Raw genomic sequence first — 25071 nt, forward strand, 5'->3', positions numbered from 1 at the left:
GCAATTTCACTTCCTGACATGGAAAGCGCATAACGTTTGATAATGATGTTTTTGTAGTCCAGCATACATCATCCTCCTAAGAAATATATTTTCATCTGATAGATGAATGAATATATTATCCTAGAGATTTCTGTATCAATCAAAGCCTAACGGCTGTTCAGCTTCGCATTTCGGCCGTTTTGCTCCGCAAAACCGGCCGTTGGGACGCGCCATATGCATCAACTACGCATGCATAAAACGAACTTTTTTGTAATATATTGATTATTATTTGAACTACTTGAAACAATGCAACAAATATATTTGCTACCATGATACTTTTCATATAATCCTCATATTTACTATTTTCTAGAGCCCAAACTATTACACATATAATTGCTTCTATAATAATTACTATTTTACAAATATATTTTTTTTCATTTGTATCTATCCTTTTATTCGGTGAATCAAGAGGACTAGACATTAAAATAATTAATACAGAAATAAAGAAAGCAATTCTCAAACCTAATCCTGGCACTATCATTCTTACAGATTCAACCCCCGCAAAAATCGATAAAAGGGAAAAGAAAGTACACCGTAATTCTGTTTTAGCATGATAACCTCCACTGAATTTTCGTACTATAGCAAATATAAAAACGAAAGAGGCTGTAATCCTCCATTCCTGTAGTATCCATCCCATAAATACTGCGTAGAAAACTGGCATGATTAGTAGCTTCAAGCTTTGAATTGCATATTCATAAAGTTCCCTTTCTTTTTCGTCTATGCTCCCACTATCAATCATCCAAGTCACGATTCTTTTTCTCATTTTTATATCTTCTCTGTCCTTTAAATTTCTTCAATTGTTCCGGTTCTTTAGGTTGAAAAATATATGCACATGACGAGGTATTTGCCTCAATTTGTAACACTTGATCCAAACACTCTTTTATCCTCTGTGAAATTCTCTCATTCAAATTATTTTGTCTCATAATTACCAACTCCTCGTTTTGAATTCTGACTTTATCCTATCAGATTTTATTCTTAAAATGTTGACTTTTGACTCTAAAGCAAGTTTTTCTATTTTTTTGGTCAAAATATAACAAACAGTCTAAAAAAATAATATTCAACAGAATTTTATATGCTATTTAGTAATTTTATATTTCATTTATTTATGTATTGCAGATTTATTCTGTAATACATTCTTCGATTTCGTCTTTAAAATTGTTAGAATAAATCAAGGATGTGATATTATGGATGTGCAATATAAATCTATCGGGAAAAGAATTAAACTAAGAAGGAAAGAACTAAATATTAAGCAAAATGAACTTGCAGAAAAACTAAATATTTCCAATAATCATTTGTCATCTGTCGAGAATGGAAGAGAAAAACCCAGTCTGGAGCTTCTCTTAAATATATGCGAATTATTAAATGTAACCCCTGATTATCTATTATTAGGAAATATGCATACAAATGATATTTCCCAGGACATTCTTGCAAGTTTAAGACTCTGCACCGAGGAAGATGTCCTCTTAGCTCGTAATATTATAGAACTTTTGATCAAAAGGAATCGCAAAAACTGGAATAACCGACATGTATTATAAAACTAAGCGTAGATAAAATGACTCTTCATTGGTCTACGCTTTTTGATTGCTATTTTGAAAAAATTTATGTAAAATAAATCTATATGATACAGAAAGGTTTGGATATTATGAATATTTTTATATGCGACGATGACGAAAATATCATCAGCCAGCTTTCTACCTATATTCAGGAATATTTCAAAAAAAACAAATTAAAATGTCCTACCCTTATTCCCTGCTGCTCAGGTGAAACTCTTCTGTCAAGTCAGCAGCATCCTGACATTGTGTTTCTCGATATTGAAATGCCGGGGATGAGTGGAATTACCACCGCTGCCAAATTAAAAGAATTAAATCCGCATGTTATTATTTTTATCGTTACTTCTTTTATGGAATATCTCGACAGTGCAATGGAAATTCATGTGTTCCGGTACTTAAATAAACCCATAGACAAGTTACGTCTTTTTCGCAACTTAAAAGATGCTCTTCGCATTTATAATGCTCAAACTCTCCAGATAGCAATTGAAACAAAATCTGAAGTTTATACTGTTTATACCCATGATATTATTTTTGTTGAAGCTCGTGACCGCAAGATAACTGTTTATACAACTAATGGCTCTTACAGGTCTATTCATTCTATGAATTACTGGGTGAATAAATTAGATGGATTATCTTTTTTCCAAACACATAAAAGTTATCTCATCAATCTTAAATATGTGTGTCACTTTACTCACGACACAGTTTATTTATACGATAACCGCTTTCAAGCTTACTTAACCCGAAGAAAATATACATTATTTAAAAACACTTATTTATTATATCTAGATAGCACTAAATAAAGGACCTAAACTACTATGTTGATTTCTCTATTCTATTTTCTCATTTACTGTATAGAAGCTTGCATTTTGAAGCAATATTGTAACTCATTATTTGTGCCAAGGCGCTCGGCAGCAAAGCAATGGAGTGTTCTTTTCTTGCTTTATATGATTTTATTTCTACTCTCCTTTGCAAGAAATGTTCTCCTTAATGTTTTTGCCTTTTGCTTAATTAATTGGATTTATATTTTATTTTCTTATAATCTACGATGGTACTATACCCTTTTTCATGCAGTTATGGTAACTACCATTATGGGATTAAGTGAATTCATGGTCTCAAATGCTTTTCATCAGCTTGCACTGCACCTCTATACTTCCAATGACAGCCTGCAAAATGTCATACTTTTAGGTGTTGTAAGTAAACAATTATATTTCTTGGTATTATATGGCCTGTCCCGTATATATAAACCGAAGCCTTCTAATATCCCGCCTAATATTTCTATCGCATTTATTTTAATTTCTTTTTTATGCTTTGGAATTACTTCTACATTATTAGTTATCGGATATTATGTTGAATTACCTTCTCATTTTGGATACTTAATGGCATTTAGCAGCCTTTTGCTTTTGATAGTCAATATCTTCATCTACTTCCTCTTCTCCTACACCCAGCGAAAAAATGAGGAGTTTACACAAATGCATCTACAAATACAAAAGGAATCCGATCTGGTCCATTTTTATCAGATGCTGGCTGAACAAACAGATGCCCAGAAGCTTGTGATTCACGATATCAAGAAGCACCTTTATGCAATTTCTTTATTAAATAATGAACATGAAAATCAAAAAATCAGCGACTACATAGAAAAACTTACTCATTCTTCTCAACTCAAGGTTTCTATGCGTGTTTGCGAGAATGACTTCCTGAACGCTGTTTTCAACCGTTATTTGCAAAAATGTGATCATCTTCATATTACATTGGATATCGATATCCGAAAGCAGGCCTTGTCGTTTATGGATGAATACGACATGATTTCCCTTTTCTGTAACCTGCTTGATAATGCAGTAGAAGCCGCTACTGGCTGTCCGGACTCTTTTATCGAAGTATATGCTGGTTTTTCAAAGTCTCATAATCTACTTCTGCTGTCTGTGAAAAACTCGTGTATGCAGAAACCAGCCATAGATACAAAAGGCCGTTTAAAAACGCAAAAATCTCCAAATGGCATTCACGGTACTGGACTAAAAAGTGTTCTCCGTGTAGTGAAAAAATATGAAGGAAACTACGAATTTTCCTACGATGAGCAAAATCATATTTTTTCTACCGTTATTACACTGACAAATTCAAAGGAAGAAAAGTAAAAAATCCCGGAGAGTTTCACACCCTCCGGGTCTTTTTCCGATCCATCATCTTACAGAATATAATCGCCGTTACTGTGCTGATCGTCGTCGCCACAATCCCTGCTCCCACGATTGCCGTGGGCTCCACACTTCCGTACTGGCTGCGGAAGGCGATCACATTGACCGGGATCAGTTGAAGGGACGAGATATTCAGAATGAGGAAGTTACACATAGCGTTGCTGGCCGATGTACTTCCATGATTCAGTTTTCCAAGCTCCTCCATAGCTTTCAGGCCTGCGGGGGTCGCGGCCCATCCGAGGCCGAGGACATTGGCAATGATGTTACTTGTTATATGTTCTTCCGCGGGATGTCCTTCGGGTAATTCTGGGAACAGAAACCGTATGAGTGGTCTCATTTTCTTCGCTGCAGCTTCCATGATCCCACCTTTTTTCGCGATTTCCATGATGCCTACCCAGAACGACATCACTCCCATCATCGTGATACACAGGGTGACTGCCTCTTTAGAGGAATCCAGTGCGGCATTTGTGACATCTGCCATTTTCCCGGTAAATGCGGCAAATATGATTCCCATAATAATCATGCCCGCCCATAAATAGTTCAGCATTTATTTCACCTGAAAAAGCTTCTCTCTAATAGATATGCGGAACCTTTTCAATATTTCACTTATAGTTCTTCTTCAAATACCCAGATTGTTTCTTCTTAATCTTCCGCATGCTCCGCTTCAAAGATCTCCTGCATTTTCTGAACTTCTTCCTCCGAATATTCCTCCACAGTCTGCGCCGTCACATTTTTGATCTTCTGTTTCTTAAGCTTGAGATACACAATTTCCCGGAATAATGTATAGATAACCGAAACAATCGGGATAAAGATCAACATTCCGACAACCCCCATCAGATTTCCACCGATGCTGACTGCTGCCAGCACCCAAATCGACGGAAGTCCCACAGAATTTCCAACAACGTGCGGGTAGATCAGATTTCCTTCTATCTGCTGAAGCACCAGGAACATAATAACAAAAACAACCGCTTGCCTTGGATTTACCATAAAAATCATAAAAGCTCCCAGGGCACATCCGATAAATGCACCAAAAATCGGGATCAGTGCGGTGAAGGCAATAATAATTCCGATCAGAAGTGCATACGGCATTCTAAGAATCGTCATCGTCACCACAAACATGCATCCCAGAATGATCGCTTCCAGACATTGCCCTGTCAGAAAATTGGAAAAGATCTTATAGGTCAGTGAGCATATCTCCAGTGCCGCCTCCGCTTTCCTTTTGGGAATAAATGCAAAAAATACCTTTCTGACCTGTACATGCAGTTTTTCCTTCTGAAAGAGAACATAACAGGCAAATGAAAACGCAATAAAGAATTTGGCCACGCCACCGACAAGATTACTCACCGCATTAAATGTCGTATTCATCACATTTCCGGCTCCGTTTCCAAGCATTCCCATTAGCCAGCTGATCATCTTATCCGGATTAAATTCAATCTGATCCACCCATTTCATCACATCCGGATTGTTATTCGTAAAATTCCCGACCCATTCCTGCAGTTTCGGAATGAACGCTGCAATGCTGCTTCCCAGGCTGGAAAATGTATCCCCCAACTGCGGTACAAGAACAAACATCACAAGTACGATCAGACCGACAACAATCGCAATTGTTAATACGAGACTGACCGGCCTTGCCAGCTTCTTCGCCGCTTTTCCTCTGTCTTCCTTATTTTTTCCGAACATTTTCGCTTCGATGAAGCTCATCGGGACATTGATGATAAATGCAATTGCACCTCCAAGTACAAACGGAAACACAAGTCCCCATATCACTCCCACAATCTCTAAAACTTTATCGAAATTCCAGAGTCCAACCATAATCAAAATCGTAAATACAATCAATCCTCTTATTTTTCGAAGTGTTTCCTGACTCCAATCCATTTACGCCACGCTCCTCCTGCATTTCTTTCTGTAATTCTTCCTATTATTTCTGCTTTCTCCAACCTTTTCTCACTGCCCTCAGCACCTGAATCACCGGAAGATTCAGGATCGCCAGTCCACAGACGGTCAGGAACTGCCCGCCATCCAGCGTCACCACCTTGAACACATTGTGAAGTCCCGGTATCATCAGGACTGCTGTAATGAAAACAAAACCGATTCCGAATGCACCAATCAGATATTTATTATTAAACAGCTTTTTGCTGAACAAAATCATATCATCTGATTTACAGTTGAATCCGTGAACGAGCCTTGACAGGCACAATGTTCCAAATGCGAACGTGCTTCCGAGTGCAGCTCCGCCCTGACGGTATCCCAACAGAAAACCGATGGTTGTCATCACTCCGATCACCAGGCCTTCCAGACCTATCTTGCCCAAAAATGCTTTTGTCAGAATGGATTCATTCATCGGGCGAGGCTTTTCTTCCATCACATCTCTGCTGTGCGGTTCCAGTCCCAATGCGATTGCCGGAAGGCTGTCAGTCAGCAGGTTGATAAAGAGAAGATGAACCGGTTCAAACGGCACCGGAAGTGCTGCCAGCGAAGCAAAAAGTACGGTAAGAATCGCGCCAAAATTGCCGGACAGGAGGAACTGAATCGAATTCTTAATGTTTCGATAGACATTCCGTCCGTTTTCCACCGCTTTTACAATGGTTGCAAAATTATCATCTGTCAGCACCATCGCCGCCGCATCTTTGGCCACTTCGGTTCCGGTTATTCCCATCGCAACACCGATATCCGCCTGTTTCAGAGCCGGTGCGTCATTGACTCCGTCACCGGTCATGGCAACAATATTGCCTCGCTCCTGCCATGCGCGGACAATCCTTATCTTGTGCTCCGGTGAAACGCGGGCGTAAACCGAAATCTGCGGAACAAATTCTCTCAGTTCTTCATCCGTCATTCCATCAATCACTGCACCCTCACATGCCTCTGAAAAATCCTTTAAAATGCCGATGCGTTTTGCGATTGCCGCTGCAGTAATCTTATGATCCCCAGTAATCATGACTGGTCGGATCCCTGCTTTGATACATTCTGCGACTGCTTCCATGGATTCTTCTCTCGGCGGATCCATCATCGCGATCATTCCCTGAAATACCAGATCCTGCTCATCTTCCATTTGTAATACCGGAGCCTGTTTATTCGCAAGGCTTTCGCCCAACTTGCCGCCATCTTCTAACGGAATGTCCCGGTATGCAAATCCCAGAACACGGAGTCCCTCTCCGGAGAAATCCCGATTCTGTTTTTCAATCTTTTCTATGTCCTTGGCATTAATTTCCCGGACACCGTCTGCCGTCTGGATCCGGCTGGCACGGTCAAGGATCACGTCCACCGCACCTTTCACAGCCATGCGGTACACTTGCTCTCCCTGCTGATTTTCCATCAAATGCAACGTAGACATCAATTTTCTGTCACTGTCAAACGGAATTTCAGAAAGTCTCGGATACTGTGCCCTCTCTTTGGCTGCCTCGATTCCCAGTGCACTTCCTATATTAATGAGCGCTGTCTCTGTGGGATCGCCAATCTCAATTCCGTCTTCATTCGTTGAATCATTACAAAGGATACTATACCGCAAAAGCTGTCTCTGCAGTGTATCATTCAGATCCACCTCTGCAGCGCGGATTCTTCTGGCATCCACATAATAATCTTCCACGGTCATTTTATTCTGTGTCAAGGTTCCTGTTTTATCAGAACAGATCACGGACACACTGCCCAATCCTTCAACTGCCTGAAGTTTACGGATGATTGCATGCTCTTTAGCCATTTTCTGTGTTCCAAAGGAAAGCACAATCGTTACAATAGAACTGAGCGCTTCGGGAATAGCGGCAACCGCGAGTGCAACGGCAAAGAGAAATGCATTTCCGATATTCTCTCCCCGCAAAACACTGATTCCGAATAAAATGGCACAGAACACTAAAATAATAATGGATAGCTTCTGCCCAAACTGATCCAGATTCACTTGAAGCGGTGTCTTTTTCTCGGAAGCATTTTTCAGCAAACCGGCGATTTTCCCGACCTCGGTCTGCATTCCCACATCCGTCACGACAAAGCTTCCACGCCCGTATGTGACATAGCTTCCCGAAAACACCATGTTGGTCCGATCTCCCAGAGGAACTTCGTTTTCAATGACATCTTCCTGCTTCTCCACTCCAAGGCTCTCCCCTGTGAGCGCACTTTCATCGATCTTGAGGCTTGCATTTTCCAGAATTCTTCCGTCCGCCGGGACATAGTCCCCTGCCTCCAGCATCACGAGATCTCCCACGACAAGTTCCCGGACCGGGATCGGGGCGACCGCGCCGTCACGCATGACTTTCGCCTCCGGACCCGAAAGTTTCTTCAAGCTTTGCAGGGACTGTTCCGCTTTCAGCGTCTGTACCGTTCCGAGGATCGCATTGATCGTAATGACCACCAGAATTACAATCGCACTCTCCATATCTCCTAAAATTCCGGATATAATCGCAGATATGATCAATATAAATACAAGGAAATCTTTGTATTGCTCCAGAAAAATCTGCAGTACACTCTTCCTCTTCCCTTCCGTCAGTTCGTTCCATCCTGATCTCTCACGACTTTGTTCTACTTCCGTTTTGGATAGTCCGTCCGGATGGCTGTTCACTCTCTCCTGCACCTCAGCAGCTGTTAGCTGGTAAATTTCTTTCATCGTGTTTTCCTCCTACTTCCAAGTATTTACAATTCAGAAGACACTATGCAAAAAGATAAAAAGAAAAGACTTTCATTGCATACTTCTTCCTGCAATAAAAGTCTCACCGTTTTCTCACGATACCGGATGGGTTCCATCGTATTGACGATATCGTAAACGCATTCATGACAAACGTAGGTTACTCCCTTTTACTTATTAGTTATAATAATCAGATTCTATTATTTTGTCAATCATTTTCGGAAATTTGAAAGATTAAAAAAATTCCACCGGATCTGTTTGGCGTACACATGGCAAAAAACAAGAGACATATCTAAAATGGGATATGTCTCTTGCGGATTACACATTCTTAGTTTGTGATTGTCTTTTCTGTTTCTTTATCGAATACATGAATCTTGTCTGCATCCAAAGCAAATTTAACAGTATCGCCTGTTCTTGCTGTTGTTCTAGGATCAACTCTTGCAGTCATGCTTGCTCCTTCGTAATCGAAGTGTAAGTAAACTTCTGCACCAAGCATTTCGTATACACGGATTGTAGCTTCAATCAGAGTACCCTGAGATTTTGCGATAAATTCTGGTTCGTCATGTACATCTTCCGGACGGATTCCGAGAACAACTGTCTTTCCATCATATCCGCCATCGATAAGCTTTTTAGCTTTTGCAGCCGGAAGTTCGATATCAGAAGGACCAGCCTGAAGGTATACTTTGTCGCCTTTTACTTTACATACAGCATCTACGAAGTTCATCTGCGGAGATCCGATGAATCCTGCTACGAACAGGTTGCACGGGGTATCGTATAATACCTGTGGAGTATCTACCTGCTGAACAACACCTGCGTTCATAACTACGATTCTGGTTCCCAGTGTCATAGCTTCTGTCTGGTCATGTGTTACGTAGATGATGGTTGTACCTAATCTCTGATGTAATTTAGAGATCTCAATACGCATCTGTCCACGAAGCTTAGCATCCAGGTTTGAAAGAGGCTCATCCATAAGGAATACTTTCGGGTTACGAACGATAGCACGTCCCATAGCAACACGCTGTCTCTGTCCACCTGATAATGCTTTCGGTTTACGATCAAGCAGGCTTTCCAGGTCAAGGATTCTTGCCGCTTCACGAACCATTTTATCAATTTCCGGTTTCGGAACTTTTCTTAATTTAAGACCAAATGCCATGTTATCATATACAGTCATATGTGGATACAGAGCGTAGTTCTGGAATACCATTGCGATATCTCTGTCTTTTGGTTCTACATCGTTCACTACTTTATCACCAATCTTTAATTCACCGCTTGAGATGTCTTCCAGACCTGCGATCATACGAAGTGTTGTGGATTTTCCACATCCTGACGGTCCTACAAAGATGATAAATTCTTTATCTTCGATTTCAAGGTTGAAATCTTTAACTGCCTCAAATCCGTTTGGATAAGTTTTGTTGATATGTTTTAATGATAAACTTGCCATTGGTTCTTTCCTCCTAAAATGTTTTGATTACTTTTTATTACGGCTCAGCCGTTTTCTCTATCTGTCATTTAGTATAGTAAAAAAATCGTTTCTGGTCTATGTTCGGGTTGAACAAAGTTTTATAAACAAGGTGTACAAATTGACGAAACTACAAAAGTGCCTTATATACGTCACGTTTGCCGATCCCTCTGTCCTTTGCGACGCATTTCATAGCCTCTTTCTTCTCCATTCCCTGGTTCAGATAATACTCCATATGCTCCGGAATGCTCATCTGCTCCCATTTCCCTTGTTCTTCACGTCGTATCATTTCACGGCTTTTTCCCTCTGCAACCAGCACGCATTCTCCCTTTGGCTCATTTTCTTCATAATAAGAGACTGCTTCGGCAAATGTTGTGGTAAATGCTGTTTCGTGCTTCTTCGTAAGTTCTCTGCATACAGTCAGCCGGCGGTCTTCTCCCAGAACCTGCCCCAGTTCCTTCAAGGTCTTCACCAGGCGGTGCGGTGCCTCGTAAATGATCATGGTTCTGGTTTCTTCTGCCAGTTCCGCCAGAACTTCCTGACGCTCTTTTTTATCGGATGGCAGAAATGCCTCAAAAGCAAATCTTCTGGTTGACAATCCGGATATCGTGAGCGCAGTAATACATGCGGCCGCACCCGGAAGTGAAGTCACTGTAATCCCGGCTTCATAGCACATCTTCACCAGTTCTTCTCCCGGATCCGAGATTCCCGGCGTACCTGCATCTGTAATCAATGCTATGTTCTGTCCTTCCAGCAGTTTATCCACCAGCTTTTGTCCCTTTTCGATTTTATTGTATTCATGGTAACTGGTCATCGGTGTCTTAATCTCAAAATGATTCAGCAGCTTGATGCTGTTCCTCGTATCTTCTGCTGCGATCAGATCTACTTCCTTCAATGTCCGGATCACCCGGAACGTCATATCTTCCAGATTGCCGATGGGTGTCGCACACAAATATAATGTTCCCGCCATACGCTCTCCTTTCCGTTACCTGCCGTTATTTCCCAAGCCGTCCATTCCATAGTGTTCCAGTACTTCCTGTGTATATGTTCCATCTTTTTTGTAAACGATCAGCGGCGGTTCGATCGTCATTCTGGGCTTCGCACCCCGGATTCCTTCAATCAAAACCATATTTGGTTCCTTATCTATGTATGGATATACCAGGCGCATCCTTTTGGGCTCCAATCCCGTTTCTGTCATTTTGGACAGAATCTCAGCAAGCCGAAACGGCCTGTGAACCATGTAAAATCGTCCGCCCGGTTTCAATACTTTTGTACTTTCCCGGATAATGTCATCCAGTGTACACAGTACCTCGTGGCGTGCGATCGCTTTCTCGCTTTTCGGATTTGCCAGTCCGTGTCCGCCGATCATATACGGTGGATTTGTACTCACCACATCCATCGATGACGGCCCGAAGATCATCGATGCTTCCTTAATATCACCGGTTACGATTTCCACCCGTTCTTCCAGGTGATTGTGCTGTACGCTTCTTCTCGCCATATCCGCACTCTCCTCCTGGATCTCCAGCCCGGTAAAATGCCTGCCTTCTGTCTTTGCAGCGAAAAGAATCGGGAGAATTCCCGTTCCTGTCCCAAGATCAAGAACACATTCTCCCGCTTTTATCTTTGCAAATGCACTGAGAAGAACCGCATCCATCCCAAAGCAGAACCTTCCCGGATGCTGTATGATCTCATATCCTTTTATCTGTAAATCGTCGAGCCGTTCCCCCTGTTTCAGATTAGTTGTCATCTAATTTTGACGCTCCTTCACCCTTTTCCAGAGCCGCAAGCTCTTTCATCTCCTGTTTCGTCAGCTTCACATCATTCTTACGCTTTCTCGGCCGGAACTTCAGTTCGCTGACCTTATAATCCCGGATCTCCTTCTCGTCGTTATCCAGGTTTACAATCACCTTTACCTGCTGTCTTAAGACACTCAATGAGTGTACCTCTCCCCGCAGTCCGTCACTGGTCGTCACGGTATCTCCCACTGCCGGGAGGCGGCTGTTCAGTTCTTCGTAGGTCTCTTCCTCGTTCGTCAGACAGCACATCAGCCTGCCGCATACGCCTGAGATCTTTGATGGATTCAGCGACAGATTCTGTTCCTTCGCCATCTTAATCGATACCGGTGCAAATTCAGACAGGTAAGTGTGGCAGCAAAGCTCACGCCCGCAGATTCCGATTCCTCCGCGGATCTTCGTCTCGTCACGTACCCCGATCTGTCTTAATTCGATCCTCGTACGGAACACCGCCGCCAGATCCTTGACCAGTTCACGGAAGTCGATTCTTCCGTCAGCTGTAAAATAAAACAGAACTTTATTATTGTCAAATGTGTATTCCGCATCGATCAGCTTCATTTCCAGTCCATGCTTCTGAATCTTCTCAAGACAGATGTTGAATGCTTCTTTTTCTTTTTTCCGGTTCTTCTCTTCGGTTCTCCGGTCTTCGTCTGTTGCAACGCGGATCACCGTCTTGAGCGGCTGGGTGATCTCCTCATCGGGGATTTCCTTCGGTCCCATCACGACATTTCCAAATTCCACTCCCCGTGCCGTCTCCACGATTACCTGATCCCCGCGCTGAATCTGCAGCTTGCCCGGAGCAAAAAAATAAATTTTCCCTGCAGCCCTGAAACGGACTCCTATTACTTTTGTCATCGGCTAATTCTCCTTTATCGTCAATAACAGAAGCTCCATTACCAGGTCAAAGTTCACATTCGCTTTCAGACGTGTTTTCGCCTTCTCCAGCGCATTCAAAATCGTTTCTATCCCTTCATAGGAGCTTTTCTTCGCGCGTTCCTTGATATAATCAAGCTGTTCGCTAAAAATCACTCTGTCAATATTCTTCGTTGCTTTGTAGATCAATACATCCCGATACCAGATCATCAGGATATCCAGATAGTCATTGATCTCGATCTTATACGCGGTAATCCGCTTAACCGCCTCGACCAGGTCGCTGACTTCCATCGTATCAATGTTCTTCAAAAGCTGGATTGCTTCTTCCTTGATCTCATTAAAATGCTCTGAGTTTGCCAGCATAATGGCCCTTCCCACATTGCCCTGTGCAAATGCCGTGCAGACATCCGCTTTGTAATCCGGAATCTCCAGCGTCTCCATCAGATACTTTTTCACCAGTTTATCCTTGATATTGCGAAGCTTCAGCATAACACATCTGGAACAGATCGTCGGGAGCAGGCTGTCTGCATTCTCCGTAAGCAGGAAGATCACCGCATAAGACGGCGGTTCCTCGATCGTCTTTAACAATGCATTCTGTGCCTGTACCGTCATCAGATCTGCATCCGGTACGATATAAATCTTATATTTCCCGTTGTACGGCTTCACCTGAATATCTTCATTGATCTGTACACGGATCTCATCTACACTGATGGAATTCGGTTTTTCATGGGTCACACGGATAATATCCGGATGATTGCCACTCATGGCCTGACGACAGGAATGACATTTATTACACGGCTCATCCCCATTGTTCTCACACTGAAGTTCCTGGGCAAAAAGCTTCGCCAGCAGCTTCTTTCCTGACCCTTTCGGTCCATTTAAAATATAAGCGTGAGACACTTTATCCTGCTTCACTGCATTTTTCATATATTCAATAATCTCAGTATGTCCAACGACATCTTTAAAACCTGACATAGCTTCACCTTCTTTAATGTATAAATTCCCGTAACTACCTGTTATTGTATCATAATTTCAGCGGAATACCTAGCCTAATTCGCCTGTTTTCTGCTGAATTCTTTCTGAAATTTTTCTTACCGTTTCCTCAAGTTCCCGATTTTCAAACCGTTCGGTAATTCCCACCGCTTTCAGATTCTCTTCCGAGAAATCCTCGGTATCTGCAAGGAAGCGTCTGCACATTTCCGCATATTTCGGCTCTTTCTGCATTCTCTCTCTGGTAAGTGCACGCATCAGACGTTCCCCGTCCTCCACTTCGATATAGAGTGGCACTATTCTTTCTTCGCCAAAATATTCTCTCATCTTCTGATAGGATTCCAGTGTCCCGATCATAAGATAATCTGCCGTATCCTGATCAAACTGTCCGTCATCCACAGTAAAATAGTTCCAGGGACCATGAACGGTGTCATAGGTGCGCAGCTCAATCACTTTCCCATCATCCAGTAACTGCTGCAATTTCTCTTCATTTACGAAATAGTATTCTTTCCCGTTCTTCTCCCCCTCACGGATCGGGCGGGTCGTGTAAATCGTGACCGTTTTCAGTTCCGGATGCAATTCTTTGATTCTTTTGTAAATGGTATCCTTTCCGGATGAACTTTTTCCCATCAGATAATATATATTACTCATTTTTCAGCACCCTGATTCTTCCTTTTTCCTGAATTCCTTCTATCTGAAATTTCTGTTCTTCATAAAATGCAAGAAGCTCCACCGCCTCTCTGCTGATTCGCTCGCCCGGCACAATGACCGGACTTCCCGGCGGATAGAGATACGCATATTCCATAGAGACTCTTCCTTCACTCTGTCTCCAGGAAATACTTTCTCCCAGTCCCTGTTCGTTCTTTTCGGCAATTTCAAACGGTGTAAACACCTGCTCCTGCCGCGGAAGCTCACCGGAAATCTCTGCACAACACTTCGGCTCTTCCAATTCCCCGTCAATCTCTAATAGTGCCTTCACCAGACGGTCCAGGCCTTCCTTCGTATCGGCGACCGATGTCATGGCAATCAAATACGTCCCTGCCACCATTTCCATTTGCAAATGATAGTCACGCAAAAGTTTCTCATATAACTCATGGCTCGTCAGATTCGCTTTTGAAACCGAAATTACGATTTTGGACGGATCATAATGATCGGATTCCAGAAGTCTCAGAAAGCGCAAAGAGGCAAGTTTATTTCTGGTTTCCGCAAGGCGTTCGGCATAAATATGAAATGCCCTCGCACCTTCCTCCCCTGCCACAAAATCAATGCATGCATCCATACTCGCCATGAAGACATAAGAGGGGCTGCTGCTCTGCAGCATATCCAGATAACGCCGTATCCGTTCTCTGTTTGCAATCGGTCCGTTCATATGAAGAAGTGCCGTCTGGGTCAAGGATGGCAGCGTCTTATGAAGACTCTGGATCACCACATCGGCTCCCAGTCCATTTGACCGCTCCGGGAAATACGGGTGAAAGCCAAAATGTGCTCCGTGCGCCTCGTCCACAATCAGAGAAATTCCCTTTTCGTGCACGATCCGTGCAATCTCCCTGATGTCTGAAACCACCCCATCATAATTCGGAGAGACCACAACGACCGCCCGTATGTCCGGCTCTTCTTCGAGTGCTTTTCTGACATCTTCCGCGCGGATTTCTCCATTCCAGTGTTTTTCACCGTCAAAATCCGGATAGAGGTACCTCGGTCTCAATTCATTTAAATAGATAGCATGATGAACCGACTTGTGACAATGACGTGCCACCAGGATCTTATCGCCCTTCTTTGTACTTCCCAGAATTCCACTCAGAATTCCCACTGTACTTCCATTTACCAGAAAATGTGTCTCATCCGCCCCAAATACGGATGCCGCTCTTTCCTGCGCTTCCTTCAGAATCCCATCGGCATGATGCAGATCGTCGAACCCGTCTATCTCGGTAATGTCAATCGCATACGGCAGATCCACTCCCAGAATTTCTGTATTTCTTTTATGCCCGGGCATATGAAAGCCATAATAATCCTGCCGGGAGTATTCTTCTAATCTGTCATATAATCGTTTCATGCGTCCTCCATATTTCCTGCAGAACCACTTTTTTGTGTGTTCCGCCAACCTCTCATATCATAGCGCAACAAACCGCTATACCAAGTCCAGTTCTTAGTATAGCGGTTTTAAAATGGAATTACAACAAACGATATAAATTTCTATTCCGGGAGAATGGTCTTAATGCTATCGGAAAGAACCCGGTTTACCCGGATGGAACCGTCAAGCTGAACATAATAATATGAGCCGTCCTCATCTTCTTTCCCCACATAGAAGATCACCGTCTTCTCTTTTTCTCCGTCCTGCGAGTCTTTGTAAGTCACTTCCACCTTCGTTCTGGACGCCTCATCCAGACCATACCCGGCTTTTGTCTCATCTGTCACATGATAATCGACACAATCGGTAAAATACATTCCGGCAATTCCATTTGCAACTTTCTCAACCGGATTATTTTCTTCTGCATCATCCGACTGTTCTGTCTCATCTTCCGAATCTTCTGTTTCTTCCACTGCTTCATACACCGTTTGTGTTCCATCCGGTGCCGTAATCACCTCTTTGACAAAATGATCTGCAATAATCTGAATAAAACTGTCTTTCTCGGCAATATCAGCCAGGTTCCACAACATCTGGGAAGTCAGTTCTGAAGAAACTGTGTAGACATTTTCTCCGTTCTCCTCCATAAAATAAATCTGCTCCCCTGTTGTATTTCCAAACAGATACTCATGTTCCGTTCCATCTTCCTCTGTGACGGAAAGGCGGTATGTCACCGCATCGAACCCATAATCTGATAATTCATCGGGCGAGCTGATCTCTTTGATCGCCTGAATGTCCGAAAAAGCATTTTCCATATCCAGCATCACATCCTCCTGGAGCTCGATCACCGGATCTTCACTGAACTTCCAGACCCCTTCTTCCTTCTCGAATGCCATACTGTTTCCTTCTGCATCTGCATATGTCATCGCATTCAGACTGTCTGCCTTCAGAACCTGGATTTTTTCCTCCTCTTTTTTCTGCTCTTCCTTCTCTTCATTCGCATGATTTACATACTTCATTCCAAAGAATGCCAGTAACAGAATCACAATCACTCCTGTAAGAATTGCAAATGTTTTCTGCTTTTTCTTCATATACAGTCCTCCCTATGATTTTCTCCTGCGCATCCATGTCACAAATCCAATCACAAGAATCGCAATCGGAATCACAAATATGATGATCAGACTGATCATTCCTGCATGAACCGGTGTGTTCTGCTCCACACTCAGACTCTTCGCTTCAATTGCAACATTTTCCACATCATCAAAATTGTTCATGACAGAATTCACAAACAGTGTCAGGTTATCCAGTGTTGTGAGCTGATCGGTAATATCCGAACTGATCAGAGAATCCGAAGCGACGACTGTTAACCGGGAAACCTCCGATTCTTCTGTATCCCCGGAACCGGCATCCTCCTCATCTTCATTCGTATCTTCATCTCCGGTATCGCAGGTCTTCTTTGCAACTGCTCCCAGAATGTACTGTCCTTCCGTCTCTCCGTCTTCCCGCACCGCATAGCTTTGCGTTGATGTTTCCATAAATGTTGACACCGTCAGTGCGTCGTCTTCTGTATCCAGTTTTTCCAGTCCATGCGAATTCAAGAGCAGAACCATCTCATTTTTAATTCCCTGCCCCAGGTCACCGGTCAATGTAAGCTGCGGGAAGATCGCATAATAATTATTCTGATAGCATCTCTGCATATCCGCAATATAACCATCCGCACGTCCCAGCCCATAATCTGCCATAATCGCTTCCAGGTTCGGCAGATCCACTTCATCCGTACCCAGAATCAGATACACGTTGCCTCCATCCGCGAGATAATCCTCTATCAGCGTCTTTTCATCATCCGTAATATCAGAAGATGGCGCATAGAGGAACAAAAGATCACAGTCCTCCGGAATCTGCGCATTCATACTCAGATTGATCTCGGATGTCTCCAGATTATTCTTGGAAAACAATTCATTTACCGATGTAGAAAACGTCGCCTCACCGTGTCCGCTGGTGCGATAGATTTTCTTAGTCTCGGTACTGGTCACATATCCGATTGCGCTTGTAAGTTGTCCTTCTCCATCGAATTCCGTCTCACTAAGCTGTCCGGACATATAATATGTGTATTCATCATATTTGATAATATCGTCAAAGGCAATCTGCGTGCTCTTTCCTGTTTCTTCACACTCTACGTTGATGATGTCGCCCTCTGTATTATACTTCTGCAAAGCGGAAGGATGCTGTACACTATCGATCCATTCCAGGTCGATCTTCTTCGATAAAGCCGCATATTTCTTTACAAATGTCTCAATTCTTTGATCGACAGAATCCAGATCCGCCACGACCGTCAGCTTCACCTCTTTATCCAGTTCGTCCAGAATTTCTTCCGAGACCTCACTGATCTCGTAGATTCCGTTGTCACTGATGTCAATATTTCTCATACTTTCCGGAAGCTGACCGGCCACAAGATTGACCAGCACCGCAATCACCAGAACCAGTACGGTAAGGCCTACACTATACGCACCATTTTTGGAGGATACACTTTTGAACATTTTCTTAATCTTTTCCATGTCTCACCTCTCCTAACTCCAACGTCTTTTCTGAATGGACTGCATCGTAAAAAAAACAAACACTGCAATCACGGTCAGATACATCACAAGTCCACTTACATCAAACAGACGATTTACCGCTATATTCTCAAACACTTCCGTAATATATAATTTCTCCATCAGATTGACCAGAAGATTCTCAAACAGTTCCGCCTTTACAAAACTGAGAGCCACGACTATGGCTACGCCGATAACTTCTACAATACCGGAAATCATCCAGTTTTTCGTCATCTGATAAATAACTGCTGCCACGATCGTCAGAAGAATCACCATCCCGATCATACCACTGGTCTTGGATGTTGGAAGGAACTGAGTCAGTCCTCCCCAAAGATAAACCAGAAGCAGCGCGCCAAAGGTTGTGACAGCCGCGATAATCTGGCTCTCTGTGAGGGATGAAAGGAACATTCCGATTGATATGTATACACATCCCATCAGGAAAAACATTAAAATTGATAAATAATCCACTTTCAGATAGGCCGTCCCAAAGCTTTTGATAATCAACGGAAATGTGCAGAATATTACGCATGGTACTGCAAATACAGTAATCATCGCCAGATATTTCCCCAGTACTACTTCTGTCAGACTCACCGGTGCAGACAAAAGCATCTGATCTGTCCTGCTCTTTCTTTCCTCCGCAAAGGAACGCATAGTCAAAAGCGGTACGATAATAATCAATATATAATTAATACTCAGCAAAACATACGAAAAATACGGATACCCCGAATTCAGATTATACGCCATAAAATAAATCCCGGTAAACACGACCATGAATGCGGTAAGTACATATCCTGTCATGGATTGGAAATAGGATTTTAGTTCTCTTTTATAAATCGCCGTCATCGCCCGATTCCTCCTCTCCTTCATACAGTTCTTCTTCATCCCATAGTTCTTCTACATCGCTCTTTGTCCTGGCTTGTTCCACGGCGGCACTCTCTTTTTGAGTCAATTCAAGGAATACATCTTCCAGTGTTGTCCTGCTGTGATATAGCATCAGGAGCGGGCAATCCGCACCGGCAAATGCACGGAACACATTCTCACGGATATCCTGATTTTCTGTAGGAATCACACTTGCCTTTGTCGTTCCGCCTTCTTCCCCCGGTTTTACGTCTGCGCTTTTCACCTCAGGAATCGACTTCAGAATCATCCTTACCTTATCTTCCGTTCCTTTTGCAAGAATTTCAACCGACCGCTGTCCTTCAAGGAGTTTCTCCAGATTTTCCGGTGTATCACTCGCCACAAGCTTTCCTCCGGAGATGATCATGATATAATCACAGACCTCCTGAATCTCCGCCAGAATATGGGAACTTAATATAACGGTATGCTTCTTTGCCAACTCACGGATCAGTTCGCGAATTTCAATGATCTGCTTCGGATCCAGTCCGACCGTCGGTTCGTCCAGAATGATGATTTCCGGGAATCCCAGAATTGCCTGTGCCAGTCCGACTCTCTGCTTATATCCTTTTGACAGGTTCTTGATCAGACGATTCTCTACATCTGTAAGTTTCACCATCTTCATCGCCTGTTCCACTGCACTTTTCCGCTCTTTCTTCGGTATCTTCTTCAACTCCGCCGCAAAATCCATATACTCGCGGACCCGCATCTCCAGATAAAGAGGCGGCATTTCCGGCAAGTATCCGATGCATTTCTTCGCCTCTTCCGGTTCTTCCAGAATATTATGCCCGTTAATCAGGACTTCCCCTTCGGTTGCCCCCAGATATCCTGTCATAATGTTCATCGTGGTCGATTTCCCGGCGCCATTCGGTCCCAGAAATCCGTATATCTGCCCCTTCTCTACTGTAAAACTCAAATGGTCCACGGCCAGATGTGTCCCATATCTCTTTACAAGATTCCTTACTTCAATCAACACGTTCCCTCCTAGCTTTTTTCTATCTTTCTCAGCTTATGCTTCAAACTGCCCGGATACCACCGGATTTTTCTGATTGCATAAGAGCCAGTATAAGGAATAACTGTGAAAGTTTTGCATGAGAATTGTGATTTTTGTGTGTCTTCACATACCAGACGCTTTCGCCTATAATGATAGAAAATAAAATGCAAAGGAGATATGGCAATGGGAGATCAAAAGCAGCGCATTTATGATATGTTAAAAAAATTGAATATTAAGTATGAAGTTGTCGAACATGAACCCGTTTATACAATGGAAGATATGGACCGCCTTGGTCTTCCTGCAAAAGGGATCCTGTGCAAGAACCTGTTCCTCAGGGATTCCAAGGGCAAGCGGCATTCATCCTCTTGAAAATACGGCAACTGTTTTCCTGTCCTATAAAGATCTGGATAAGTTTTTATGGGAACTTGAAGTTGATGTTATGCAGATTCGGCTATAGTGCCGAATCTTTACGATACCTGAAATATCTTTGAGTTTACGCAAAGAGAGCTGATCGTTTTTTATGAACAATCAGCTCTTTTTCAATCTATTATTAAGCGAGGAATTCTTCCAGGATTTCCCGGATTCTCGCCTCCTTCTCCAACTCTCCTGTTTCATTTGTCACCGGTGCTTTCGCATACCCACGCTCCTGCTCCGGCATATATTCTCTCCTCATACTCTGCATTCCATACTGTTCGTAATCATACCTTGTATTTTGCGATTCCGGCTGTGGGTAGTTCTCCGCCGCGTACGCATTTCCTGAAGCCGCCACCGTCTCTGCTTTTTCCTTTTTCTTCTTTAATCCGTGCCCGAACGGTGCTTTCCCTTTCTTCCCCTTTTCTGCATTTTCTTCTGATGCATTCGGTGACTGCTGCCCGGTCATGGTATATGCCTGCGGCTCCGTCACCGGAACCTGCTGAGGCTGTGGCGTGACGTATGGAGCAGGCTGCGGATCAACTACGGGCACAGGCTGCGGACGCGGTTCACCTCCGGGTATCGGCTGCCGCGGCATCTGTCCGGGCATATTTCCCGGATCTGAAATCGGTTCTCTCTGCGGCGGAACATTTTCCCGTTCCTCCATTGCACGCTGTACGGTAACCTGAAATTCTTTCCGGGGACCTTTTGTATAACGATGAGCATATGTATTTTCCAGGAAATCTACCATATAAGTTTTTGCCACCTCGAGCTGATAGCGTTCATCTGAAGTGATATGGAGCAAGAATAACGCCAGCATACCGACAGAGCCAAGAATCATGTACTGATACATGATCGTATCAGGTCCTTTCACATAATATACCATACCTGCACCGGCAAGACTCAAAAGACCACAGAGCCAGATTGCTGTTCTCTCAAGCTGACGCCATGAATGCAGTCTGAGTCCTAGCACTTTGTACTCATATACATACTTGTCCACAAATGCCCGCACATTCTGCACTTTATCACTGATCATACATGCATGCTCAAATTTTGCTCTCACAAGCTTCATCAGTGCATGATTACTCTTTCCCATGTTACTTGCCGCCTTAACCAGACGTTTTAACGAAATGCCGGCGATAATCTTTGCAAGAACTCCAATAGCAATCACAGCGCCGACGAAGTAGAAAAACACTTGCTGTGTTACGATCCTCTCTAACATAAAAAGAGTCCTCCTTCTTTGATTTGCCACCATTATAGCGTAAATCTCAGGAATTGGACTCTATAATCGTTCTTCATATTCCGACATTCCTAAATGCCGAGATGTCAGAATCTGCCTCTTCATCTGTTAAACTTTACCCATCAAATTCCGCACAAGCCTTACCGTATGGGTGATCGCCTGCTTTTCAAATGCAGCATAATCCATCGTCGAACTGTTGTCAGCTTTGTCCGAAATAGCCCGAATAATGACACACGAAATTTTGTTGAGGTAAGCCGCCTGCGCAATCGCAGCTCCTTCCATCTCCGTACATTTTGCCTGAAACTGTGTCACAAGCCGTTCTTTAACAGCCCCGTCCGATACAAACTGATCTCCGCTCACTACTCTTCCGGTAAATGTATGAATATCCGGATTCGCCTCCTCATTCGCCTGAACAGCAAGCTGTACCAGTCTCTCATCGGCAGGGAATGCAAATGTATCCATACGCGGGATCTGTCCTACCGGATCTCCCAGTGCACTGACATCCATATCGTGCTGTACAGCATCTGTTGAAATTACAATATCTCCGATATCGATCGCCGCATCCAGAGATCCCGCAACTCCTGTATTGATGAGCGTATCTACTTCAAAAAGATCGGCCAGAATCTGCGCGCAGATTCCCGCATTTACTTTCCCGATTCCGCTGCGCACCACCACAACATCCTTTCCGTCCAGCTTTCCCTTAACAAAGGTCATTGCTGCACGCTCTACTGTTTTCTCCACCTGCATTGCCTCTTTTAAATGGGCAACTTCTTCTTCCATTGCACCGATAATGCCTATCATGTTCTATTTCCTCCAAATTCTGTTGTTATACCTTCTGATTTTATGACATGGTTGTATTATAGCAAATTTCCGAATATAAACCTAGCTTTTTTTTCTTCCTTCTGCTATAATCCACTCAGAGAAAGATTATCAGGAGGTCTATGACATGGATTACAAACCGCATGGCGTATGTTCGCAGCTAATTCACATCGAAGTAGATGATGAGAAACGAATTCACAATGTTGCATTTACAAAGGGATGTTCAGGAAATCTACAAGGCATTGCACGCCTTGTAGAGGGCATGACGGTAGATGAAGCCATTTCCCGTCTGGATGGAATCCGCTGTGGAATGAAATCAACATCCTGCCCGGATCAGCTTGCACAGGCTTTAAAAACGCTTCGTTAATAATGAACCTTAATTCCGGTTATTAAAAAATCCAGGTCTTTGTTCTGAAGGCCTGGATTTTTACACTCAATATAGTTTTAAATTAATCCCCCGATTCTCAGGAACAATGGTGCAAATACCAGTGACACGATCGTCATCAATTTAATCAGGATATTAATGGAAGGTCCTGAAGTATCCTTAAACGGATCCCCTACCGTATCTCCGACTACTGCCGCCTTATGGGCTTCACTTCCTTTGCCGCCATGATGATCATTTTCAATATATTTCTTTGCATTATCCCATGCGCCGCCCGCATTAGACATAAAGATCGCCATCAGCACACCCGTTACCAGTGCCCCTGTCAGCAAACCTCCCAGAGCTTCCGGCCCAAGTAAAATTCCCACCGCAAGCGGCGACAAAACTGCCATAATCCCCGGAACCAGCATTTCTTTCAAAGCTGCCGTCGTGGAGATTGCAACACAGGACTTATAGTCAGGCTTTGCCGTCCCTTCCATGATTCCCGGAATACTCCTGAACTGCCGCCGCACTTCTTCGATCATCTGATATGCCGCTTTTGAAACGGATTCCATCGTCATCGCCGAAAAGAGAAACGGAAGCATTCCTCCGATGAAAAGTCCTATGATCACCCTGTAATTCAGGATATCAATGCTTTTCAGTTGTACCGCCTCTGCATAGGAAATAAAAAGCGCCAGTGCGGTCAAAGCCGCAGAACCGATTGCAAATCCTTTTCCGATCGCCGCTGTTGTATTTCCGACCGCATCCAGTTTGTCCGTAATGTTGCGGACGGATTTATCCAATCCGGACATCTCTGCAATACCACCTGCATTATCTGCAATCGGGCCGTACGCATCTACCGCCACGGTAATCGCTGTAGTTGAGAGCATTCCAACTGCCGCAAGTGCAATTCCATAAAGCCCACATACCTGATACGCCGCAAAAATACCTGCACAGATCAGCAGAATCGGAGCCGCTGTAGATTTCATTCCCACAGCCAGACCGCTGATTACCGTTGTGGCCGCTCCTGTTTCTGACTGTTCTCCGATCACTTTTACCGACTTATAGTCCTCTGACGTATAAATCTCTGTAATGGCGCCTATCAGAAGTCCTACGATCAATCCGGAAACCACGGCAACAGCCGCCTTAAAATTTCCAAACAGCATTTTACTGAAAGTAACGGACACAAGAACCACTACAATACTCGCTACATATGTACCCATTTTCAGCGCCTTGTGCGGATTTGATTTTTCATCTCCCTTTACAAAAAAGGTACCAAGCACGGATGCAAGCAGTCCAAAACCGCAGATCATAAGCGGATACATTGCCCCTTCCGCCTGAAAATACACAATTCCCAATGTCAGTGCCGAAATCAGAGCCCCCACATAAGATTCAAACAGATCTGCTCCCATGCCGGCTATATCACCGACATTATCACCGACATTGTCGGCAATGACCGCCGGATTTCTGGGATCATCCTCAGGAATTCCTGCCTCTACCTTACCCACAAGATCCGCTCCCACATCTGCAGCTTTTGTATAGATACCTCCTCCGACACGAGCAAACAAGGCGATCGAAGACGCCCCCAGGCTGAATCCCGACAGCACATCTACATTTTTGGTGAGCAGATAGATCGCACTCACTCCCAGGACACCAAAACCTGCCACGCACATTCCCATTACCGCGCCGCCGGAAAACGCTACCGACAGCGCTTTATTCATTCCACTTACTCGAGCCGCATTTGCCGTTCTGACATTGGCCTTCGTCGCCACACTCATTCCACAATACCCCGCCATGGTAGAAAAGAGCGCTCCTACGACAAAGCAGATCGCAGTCACCCAGTTACCGATCCCGACGCCAATTAAGACAAACAGCACGACAACAAAGAAAATGAGAATGCGGTATTCGGCCATCAGAAATGCTCTGGCCCCTTCACTGATCGCTCCTGCTATCTCTTTCATACGCCCTGTTCCTTCTTCCTGACGGGCAACCTTTCTTGCAAGATACGTTGCAAACAGCAACGCCAGTATTCCAAACACCGAAATCATTTTTACAATTGCTTCCATTTTACCCCTTCTTTCTGAAATTTATTGTATTTCATCCCATATTATCTGTTAATTACATTTTATCAGACATACCCGGAACTGTGAAGTAAAATATATTATTTTCAGTGATAATCCATAGTTGTCTCTATTGT

General features: G+C 43.6%; 24 protein-coding genes. 5 read left to right on the forward strand and 19 right to left on the reverse strand.

Annotated elements, in window-relative coordinates; genetic code table 11:
* Nucleotides 1-157: 157 nt before the first annotated feature.
* Together ACTNBR_RS08910 and ACTNBR_RS08915 are read right to left on the reverse strand one after the other, a co-directional pair.
* Nucleotides 158-802 carry an accessory gene regulator B family protein gene (locus ACTNBR_RS08910; protein ID WP_441017827.1) on the reverse strand — a complete coding sequence of 215 codons (645 nt, stop codon included), beginning with the start codon at nt 800-802 and terminating at the stop codon, nt 158-160.
* A complete protein-coding gene (locus ACTNBR_RS08915; RefSeq protein WP_441017825.1) occupies nt 771-962 on the reverse strand; it encodes a cyclic lactone autoinducer peptide in 192 nt (63 codons plus the stop codon). Before ACTNBR_RS08915 ends, ACTNBR_RS08910 begins: the two co-directional genes overlap by 32 nt.
* A 261-nt stretch (nt 963-1223) precedes the next feature.
* On the opposite strand from ACTNBR_RS08915, the gene ACTNBR_RS08920 reads away from it, so the two are divergent.
* From ACTNBR_RS08920 to ACTNBR_RS08930, 3 genes are all read left to right on the forward strand, one after another.
* Nucleotides 1224-1574 carry a helix-turn-helix domain-containing protein gene (locus ACTNBR_RS08920; protein ID WP_441017823.1) on the forward strand — a complete coding sequence of 117 codons (351 nt, stop codon included), beginning with the start codon at nt 1224-1226 and terminating at the stop codon, nt 1572-1574.
* 107 nt (nt 1575-1681) lie between these two features.
* Nucleotides 1682-2389, forward strand: a complete 708-nt coding sequence (locus ACTNBR_RS08925; protein ID WP_441042698.1) for a LytR/AlgR family response regulator transcription factor — start codon at nt 1682-1684, stop codon at nt 2387-2389.
* A 288-nt stretch (nt 2390-2677) separates the two neighbouring features.
* On the forward strand, nt 2678-3718 hold the full coding sequence (locus ACTNBR_RS08930; protein WP_441017819.1) for a sensor histidine kinase: 1041 nt from the start codon (nt 2678-2680) through the stop codon (nt 3716-3718).
* A 16-nt stretch (nt 3719-3734) separates the two neighbouring features.
* Here ACTNBR_RS08930 and ACTNBR_RS08935 read toward each other — a convergent pair whose 3' ends face one another.
* From ACTNBR_RS08935 to ACTNBR_RS09000, 14 genes are all read right to left on the reverse strand, one after another.
* Nucleotides 3735-4322 carry a nucleoside recognition protein gene (locus ACTNBR_RS08935; protein WP_441017817.1) on the reverse strand — a complete coding sequence of 196 codons (588 nt, stop codon included), beginning with the start codon at nt 4320-4322 and terminating at the stop codon, nt 3735-3737.
* Nucleotides 4323-4417: 95 nt separating this feature from the next.
* Nucleotides 4418-5650, reverse strand: a complete 1233-nt coding sequence (locus ACTNBR_RS08940) for an AI-2E family transporter (protein ID WP_320812949.1) — start codon at nt 5648-5650, stop codon at nt 4418-4420.
* Nucleotides 5651-5693: 43 nt separating this feature from the next.
* Nucleotides 5694-8366, reverse strand: a complete 2673-nt coding sequence (locus tag ACTNBR_RS08945; protein WP_441017815.1) for a cation-translocating P-type ATPase — start codon at nt 8364-8366, stop codon at nt 5694-5696.
* A 346-nt stretch (nt 8367-8712) separates the two neighbouring features.
* Nucleotides 8713-9825 carry an ABC transporter ATP-binding protein gene (locus tag ACTNBR_RS08950; protein WP_427820652.1) on the reverse strand — a complete coding sequence of 371 codons (1113 nt, stop codon included), beginning with the start codon at nt 9823-9825 and terminating at the stop codon, nt 8713-8715.
* Between the two features lie 148 nt (nt 9826-9973).
* Nucleotides 9974-10813 (reverse strand): 16S rRNA (cytidine(1402)-2'-O)-methyltransferase, encoded by an 840-nt coding sequence (rsmI, locus tag ACTNBR_RS08955; RefSeq protein ID WP_427805942.1) that lies wholly within the window; start codon nt 10811-10813, stop codon nt 9974-9976.
* Nucleotides 10814-10828: 15 nt separating this feature from the next.
* On the reverse strand, nt 10829-11590 hold the full coding sequence (locus ACTNBR_RS08960; RefSeq protein WP_427805943.1) for a tRNA1(Val) (adenine(37)-N6)-methyltransferase: 762 nt from the start codon (nt 11588-11590) through the stop codon (nt 10829-10831).
* Nucleotides 11580-12491 carry a PSP1 domain-containing protein gene (locus ACTNBR_RS08965; protein ID WP_427820651.1) on the reverse strand — a complete coding sequence of 304 codons (912 nt, stop codon included), beginning with the start codon at nt 12489-12491 and terminating at the stop codon, nt 11580-11582. The genes ACTNBR_RS08960 and ACTNBR_RS08965 overlap by 11 nt, the downstream gene beginning before the upstream one ends.
* Nucleotides 12492-12494: 3 nt before the next feature.
* Complete coding sequence (gene holB, locus ACTNBR_RS08970; protein ID WP_427805945.1) at nt 12495-13484, reverse strand: DNA polymerase III subunit delta'; 990 nt, start codon at nt 13482-13484, stop codon at nt 12495-12497.
* A gap of 69 nt (nt 13485-13553) precedes the next feature.
* On the reverse strand, nt 13554-14150 hold the full coding sequence (locus ACTNBR_RS08975) for a guanylate kinase (protein WP_427805946.1): 597 nt from the start codon (nt 14148-14150) through the stop codon (nt 13554-13556).
* The gene (locus ACTNBR_RS08980) at nt 14143-15552 is read right to left on the reverse strand and encodes an aminotransferase class I/II-fold pyridoxal phosphate-dependent enzyme (RefSeq protein WP_441017813.1); all 1410 of its coding nucleotides are present in this window, start codon (nt 15550-15552) and stop codon (nt 14143-14145) included. The genes ACTNBR_RS08975 and ACTNBR_RS08980 overlap by 8 nt, the downstream gene beginning before the upstream one ends.
* A gap of 140 nt (nt 15553-15692) precedes the next feature.
* Entirely contained in the window at nt 15693-16655 is a 963-nt protein-coding gene (locus ACTNBR_RS08985; protein WP_427805948.1) for a DUF4340 domain-containing protein, read from the reverse strand.
* Between the two features lie 12 nt (nt 16656-16667).
* The gene (locus ACTNBR_RS08990; RefSeq protein WP_441017811.1) at nt 16668-18119 is read right to left on the reverse strand and encodes a Gldg family protein; all 1452 of its coding nucleotides are present in this window, start codon (nt 18117-18119) and stop codon (nt 16668-16670) included.
* 12 nt (nt 18120-18131) lie between these two features.
* Entirely contained in the window at nt 18132-18998 is an 867-nt protein-coding gene (locus ACTNBR_RS08995) for an ABC transporter permease (RefSeq protein WP_427820646.1), read from the reverse strand.
* Nucleotides 18982-20022 (reverse strand): ABC transporter ATP-binding protein, encoded by a 1041-nt coding sequence (locus tag ACTNBR_RS09000; RefSeq protein ID WP_441017809.1) that lies wholly within the window; start codon nt 20020-20022, stop codon nt 18982-18984. Before ACTNBR_RS09000 ends, ACTNBR_RS08995 begins: the two co-directional genes overlap by 17 nt.
* A gap of 204 nt (nt 20023-20226) precedes the next feature.
* Between ACTNBR_RS09000 and ACTNBR_RS09005 the strand changes: the two genes are divergently transcribed.
* Nucleotides 20227-20412, forward strand: a complete 186-nt coding sequence (locus ACTNBR_RS09005) for a hypothetical protein (protein WP_427805952.1) — start codon at nt 20227-20229, stop codon at nt 20410-20412.
* A 181-nt stretch (nt 20413-20593) separates the two neighbouring features.
* On the opposite strand, the gene ACTNBR_RS09010 is transcribed toward ACTNBR_RS09005, so the two are convergent.
* Both ACTNBR_RS09010 and ACTNBR_RS09015 read right to left on the reverse strand, forming a co-directional pair.
* The gene (locus ACTNBR_RS09010; protein ID WP_441017807.1) at nt 20594-21676 is read right to left on the reverse strand and encodes a hypothetical protein; all 1083 of its coding nucleotides are present in this window, start codon (nt 21674-21676) and stop codon (nt 20594-20596) included.
* Nucleotides 21677-21802: 126 nt separating this feature from the next.
* Nucleotides 21803-22495 carry a 5'-methylthioadenosine/adenosylhomocysteine nucleosidase gene (locus ACTNBR_RS09015; protein ID WP_427820580.1) on the reverse strand — a complete coding sequence of 231 codons (693 nt, stop codon included), beginning with the start codon at nt 22493-22495 and terminating at the stop codon, nt 21803-21805.
* A 145-nt stretch (nt 22496-22640) separates the two neighbouring features.
* On the opposite strand from ACTNBR_RS09015, the gene ACTNBR_RS09020 reads away from it, so the two are divergent.
* Entirely contained in the window at nt 22641-22880 is a 240-nt protein-coding gene (locus tag ACTNBR_RS09020; protein ID WP_427820581.1) for a TIGR03905 family TSCPD domain-containing protein, read from the forward strand.
* 77 nt (nt 22881-22957) lie between these two features.
* Here ACTNBR_RS09020 and ACTNBR_RS09025 read toward each other — a convergent pair whose 3' ends face one another.
* Complete coding sequence (locus ACTNBR_RS09025) at nt 22958-24940, reverse strand: sodium-translocating pyrophosphatase (protein WP_441017805.1); 1983 nt, start codon at nt 24938-24940, stop codon at nt 22958-22960.
* Between the last annotated feature and the right edge of the window lie 131 nt (nt 24941-25071).

Origin of the sequence: Bariatricus sp. HCP28S3_F11, from assembly GCF_052065395.1 — a bacterium.
In the GTDB taxonomy this organism is placed as follows: Bacteria; Bacillota; Clostridia; order Lachnospirales; family Lachnospiraceae; genus Allocoprococcus.

What these genes read in the sequence shown, in the direction of transcription:
- ACTNBR_RS09025 (WP_441017805.1), bottom strand. Translation starts at nt 24,940, where the DNA reads ATGGAAGCAATTGTAAAAATGATTTCGGTGTTTGGAATACTGGCGTTG.
- ACTNBR_RS08960 (WP_427805943.1), bottom strand. Translation starts at nt 11,590, where the DNA reads ATGACAACTAATCTGAAACAGGGGGAACGGCTCGACGATTTACAGATA.
- holB (WP_427805945.1), bottom strand. Translation starts at nt 13,484, where the DNA reads ATGTCAGGTTTTAAAGATGTCGTTGGACATACTGAGATTATTGAATAT.
- ACTNBR_RS08985 (WP_427805948.1), bottom strand. Translation starts at nt 16,655, where the DNA reads ATGAAGAAAAAGCAGAAAACATTTGCAATTCTTACAGGAGTGATTGTG.
- ACTNBR_RS09015 (WP_427820580.1), bottom strand. Translation starts at nt 22,495, where the DNA reads ATGATAGGCATTATCGGTGCAATGGAAGAAGAAGTTGCCCATTTAAAA.
- ACTNBR_RS08935 (WP_441017817.1), bottom strand. Translation starts at nt 4,322, where the DNA reads ATGCTGAACTATTTATGGGCGGGCATGATTATTATGGGAATCATATTT.
- ACTNBR_RS08945 (WP_441017815.1), bottom strand. Translation starts at nt 8,366, where the DNA reads ATGAAAGAAATTTACCAGCTAACAGCTGCTGAGGTGCAGGAGAGAGTG.
- ACTNBR_RS08950 (WP_427820652.1), bottom strand. Translation starts at nt 9,825, where the DNA reads ATGGCAAGTTTATCATTAAAACATATCAACAAAACTTATCCAAACGGA.
- ACTNBR_RS08980 (WP_441017813.1), bottom strand. Translation starts at nt 15,552, where the DNA reads ATGAAACGATTATATGACAGATTAGAAGAATACTCCCGGCAGGATTAT.
- rsmI (WP_427805942.1), bottom strand. Translation starts at nt 10,813, where the DNA reads ATGGCGGGAACATTATATTTGTGTGCGACACCCATCGGCAATCTGGAA.
- ACTNBR_RS08920 (WP_441017823.1), top strand. Translation starts at nt 1,224, where the DNA reads ATGGATGTGCAATATAAATCTATCGGGAAAAGAATTAAACTAAGAAGG.
- ACTNBR_RS09005 (WP_427805952.1), top strand. Translation starts at nt 20,227, where the DNA reads ATGGGAGATCAAAAGCAGCGCATTTATGATATGTTAAAAAAATTGAAT.
- ACTNBR_RS08995 (WP_427820646.1), bottom strand. Translation starts at nt 18,998, where the DNA reads ATGACGGCGATTTATAAAAGAGAACTAAAATCCTATTTCCAATCCATG.
- ACTNBR_RS09020 (WP_427820581.1), top strand. Translation starts at nt 22,641, where the DNA reads ATGGATTACAAACCGCATGGCGTATGTTCGCAGCTAATTCACATCGAA.
- ACTNBR_RS08965 (WP_427820651.1), bottom strand. Translation starts at nt 12,491, where the DNA reads ATGACAAAAGTAATAGGAGTCCGTTTCAGGGCTGCAGGGAAAATTTAT.
- ACTNBR_RS09010 (WP_441017807.1), bottom strand. Translation starts at nt 21,676, where the DNA reads ATGTTAGAGAGGATCGTAACACAGCAAGTGTTTTTCTACTTCGTCGGC.
- ACTNBR_RS08930 (WP_441017819.1), top strand. Translation starts at nt 2,678, where the DNA reads ATGGGATTAAGTGAATTCATGGTCTCAAATGCTTTTCATCAGCTTGCA.
- ACTNBR_RS08990 (WP_441017811.1), bottom strand. Translation starts at nt 18,119, where the DNA reads ATGGAAAAGATTAAGAAAATGTTCAAAAGTGTATCCTCCAAAAATGGT.
- ACTNBR_RS08910 (WP_441017827.1), bottom strand. Translation starts at nt 802, where the DNA reads ATGAGAAAAAGAATCGTGACTTGGATGATTGATAGTGGGAGCATAGAC.
- ACTNBR_RS08915 (WP_441017825.1), bottom strand. Translation starts at nt 962, where the DNA reads ATGAGACAAAATAATTTGAATGAGAGAATTTCACAGAGGATAAAAGAG.
- ACTNBR_RS08975 (WP_427805946.1), bottom strand. Translation starts at nt 14,150, where the DNA reads ATGAGTAATATATATTATCTGATGGGAAAAAGTTCATCCGGAAAGGAT.
- ACTNBR_RS08940 (WP_320812949.1), bottom strand. Translation starts at nt 5,650, where the DNA reads ATGGATTGGAGTCAGGAAACACTTCGAAAAATAAGAGGATTGATTGTA.
- ACTNBR_RS08925 (WP_441042698.1), top strand. Translation starts at nt 1,682, where the DNA reads ATGAATATTTTTATATGCGACGATGACGAAAATATCATCAGCCAGCTT.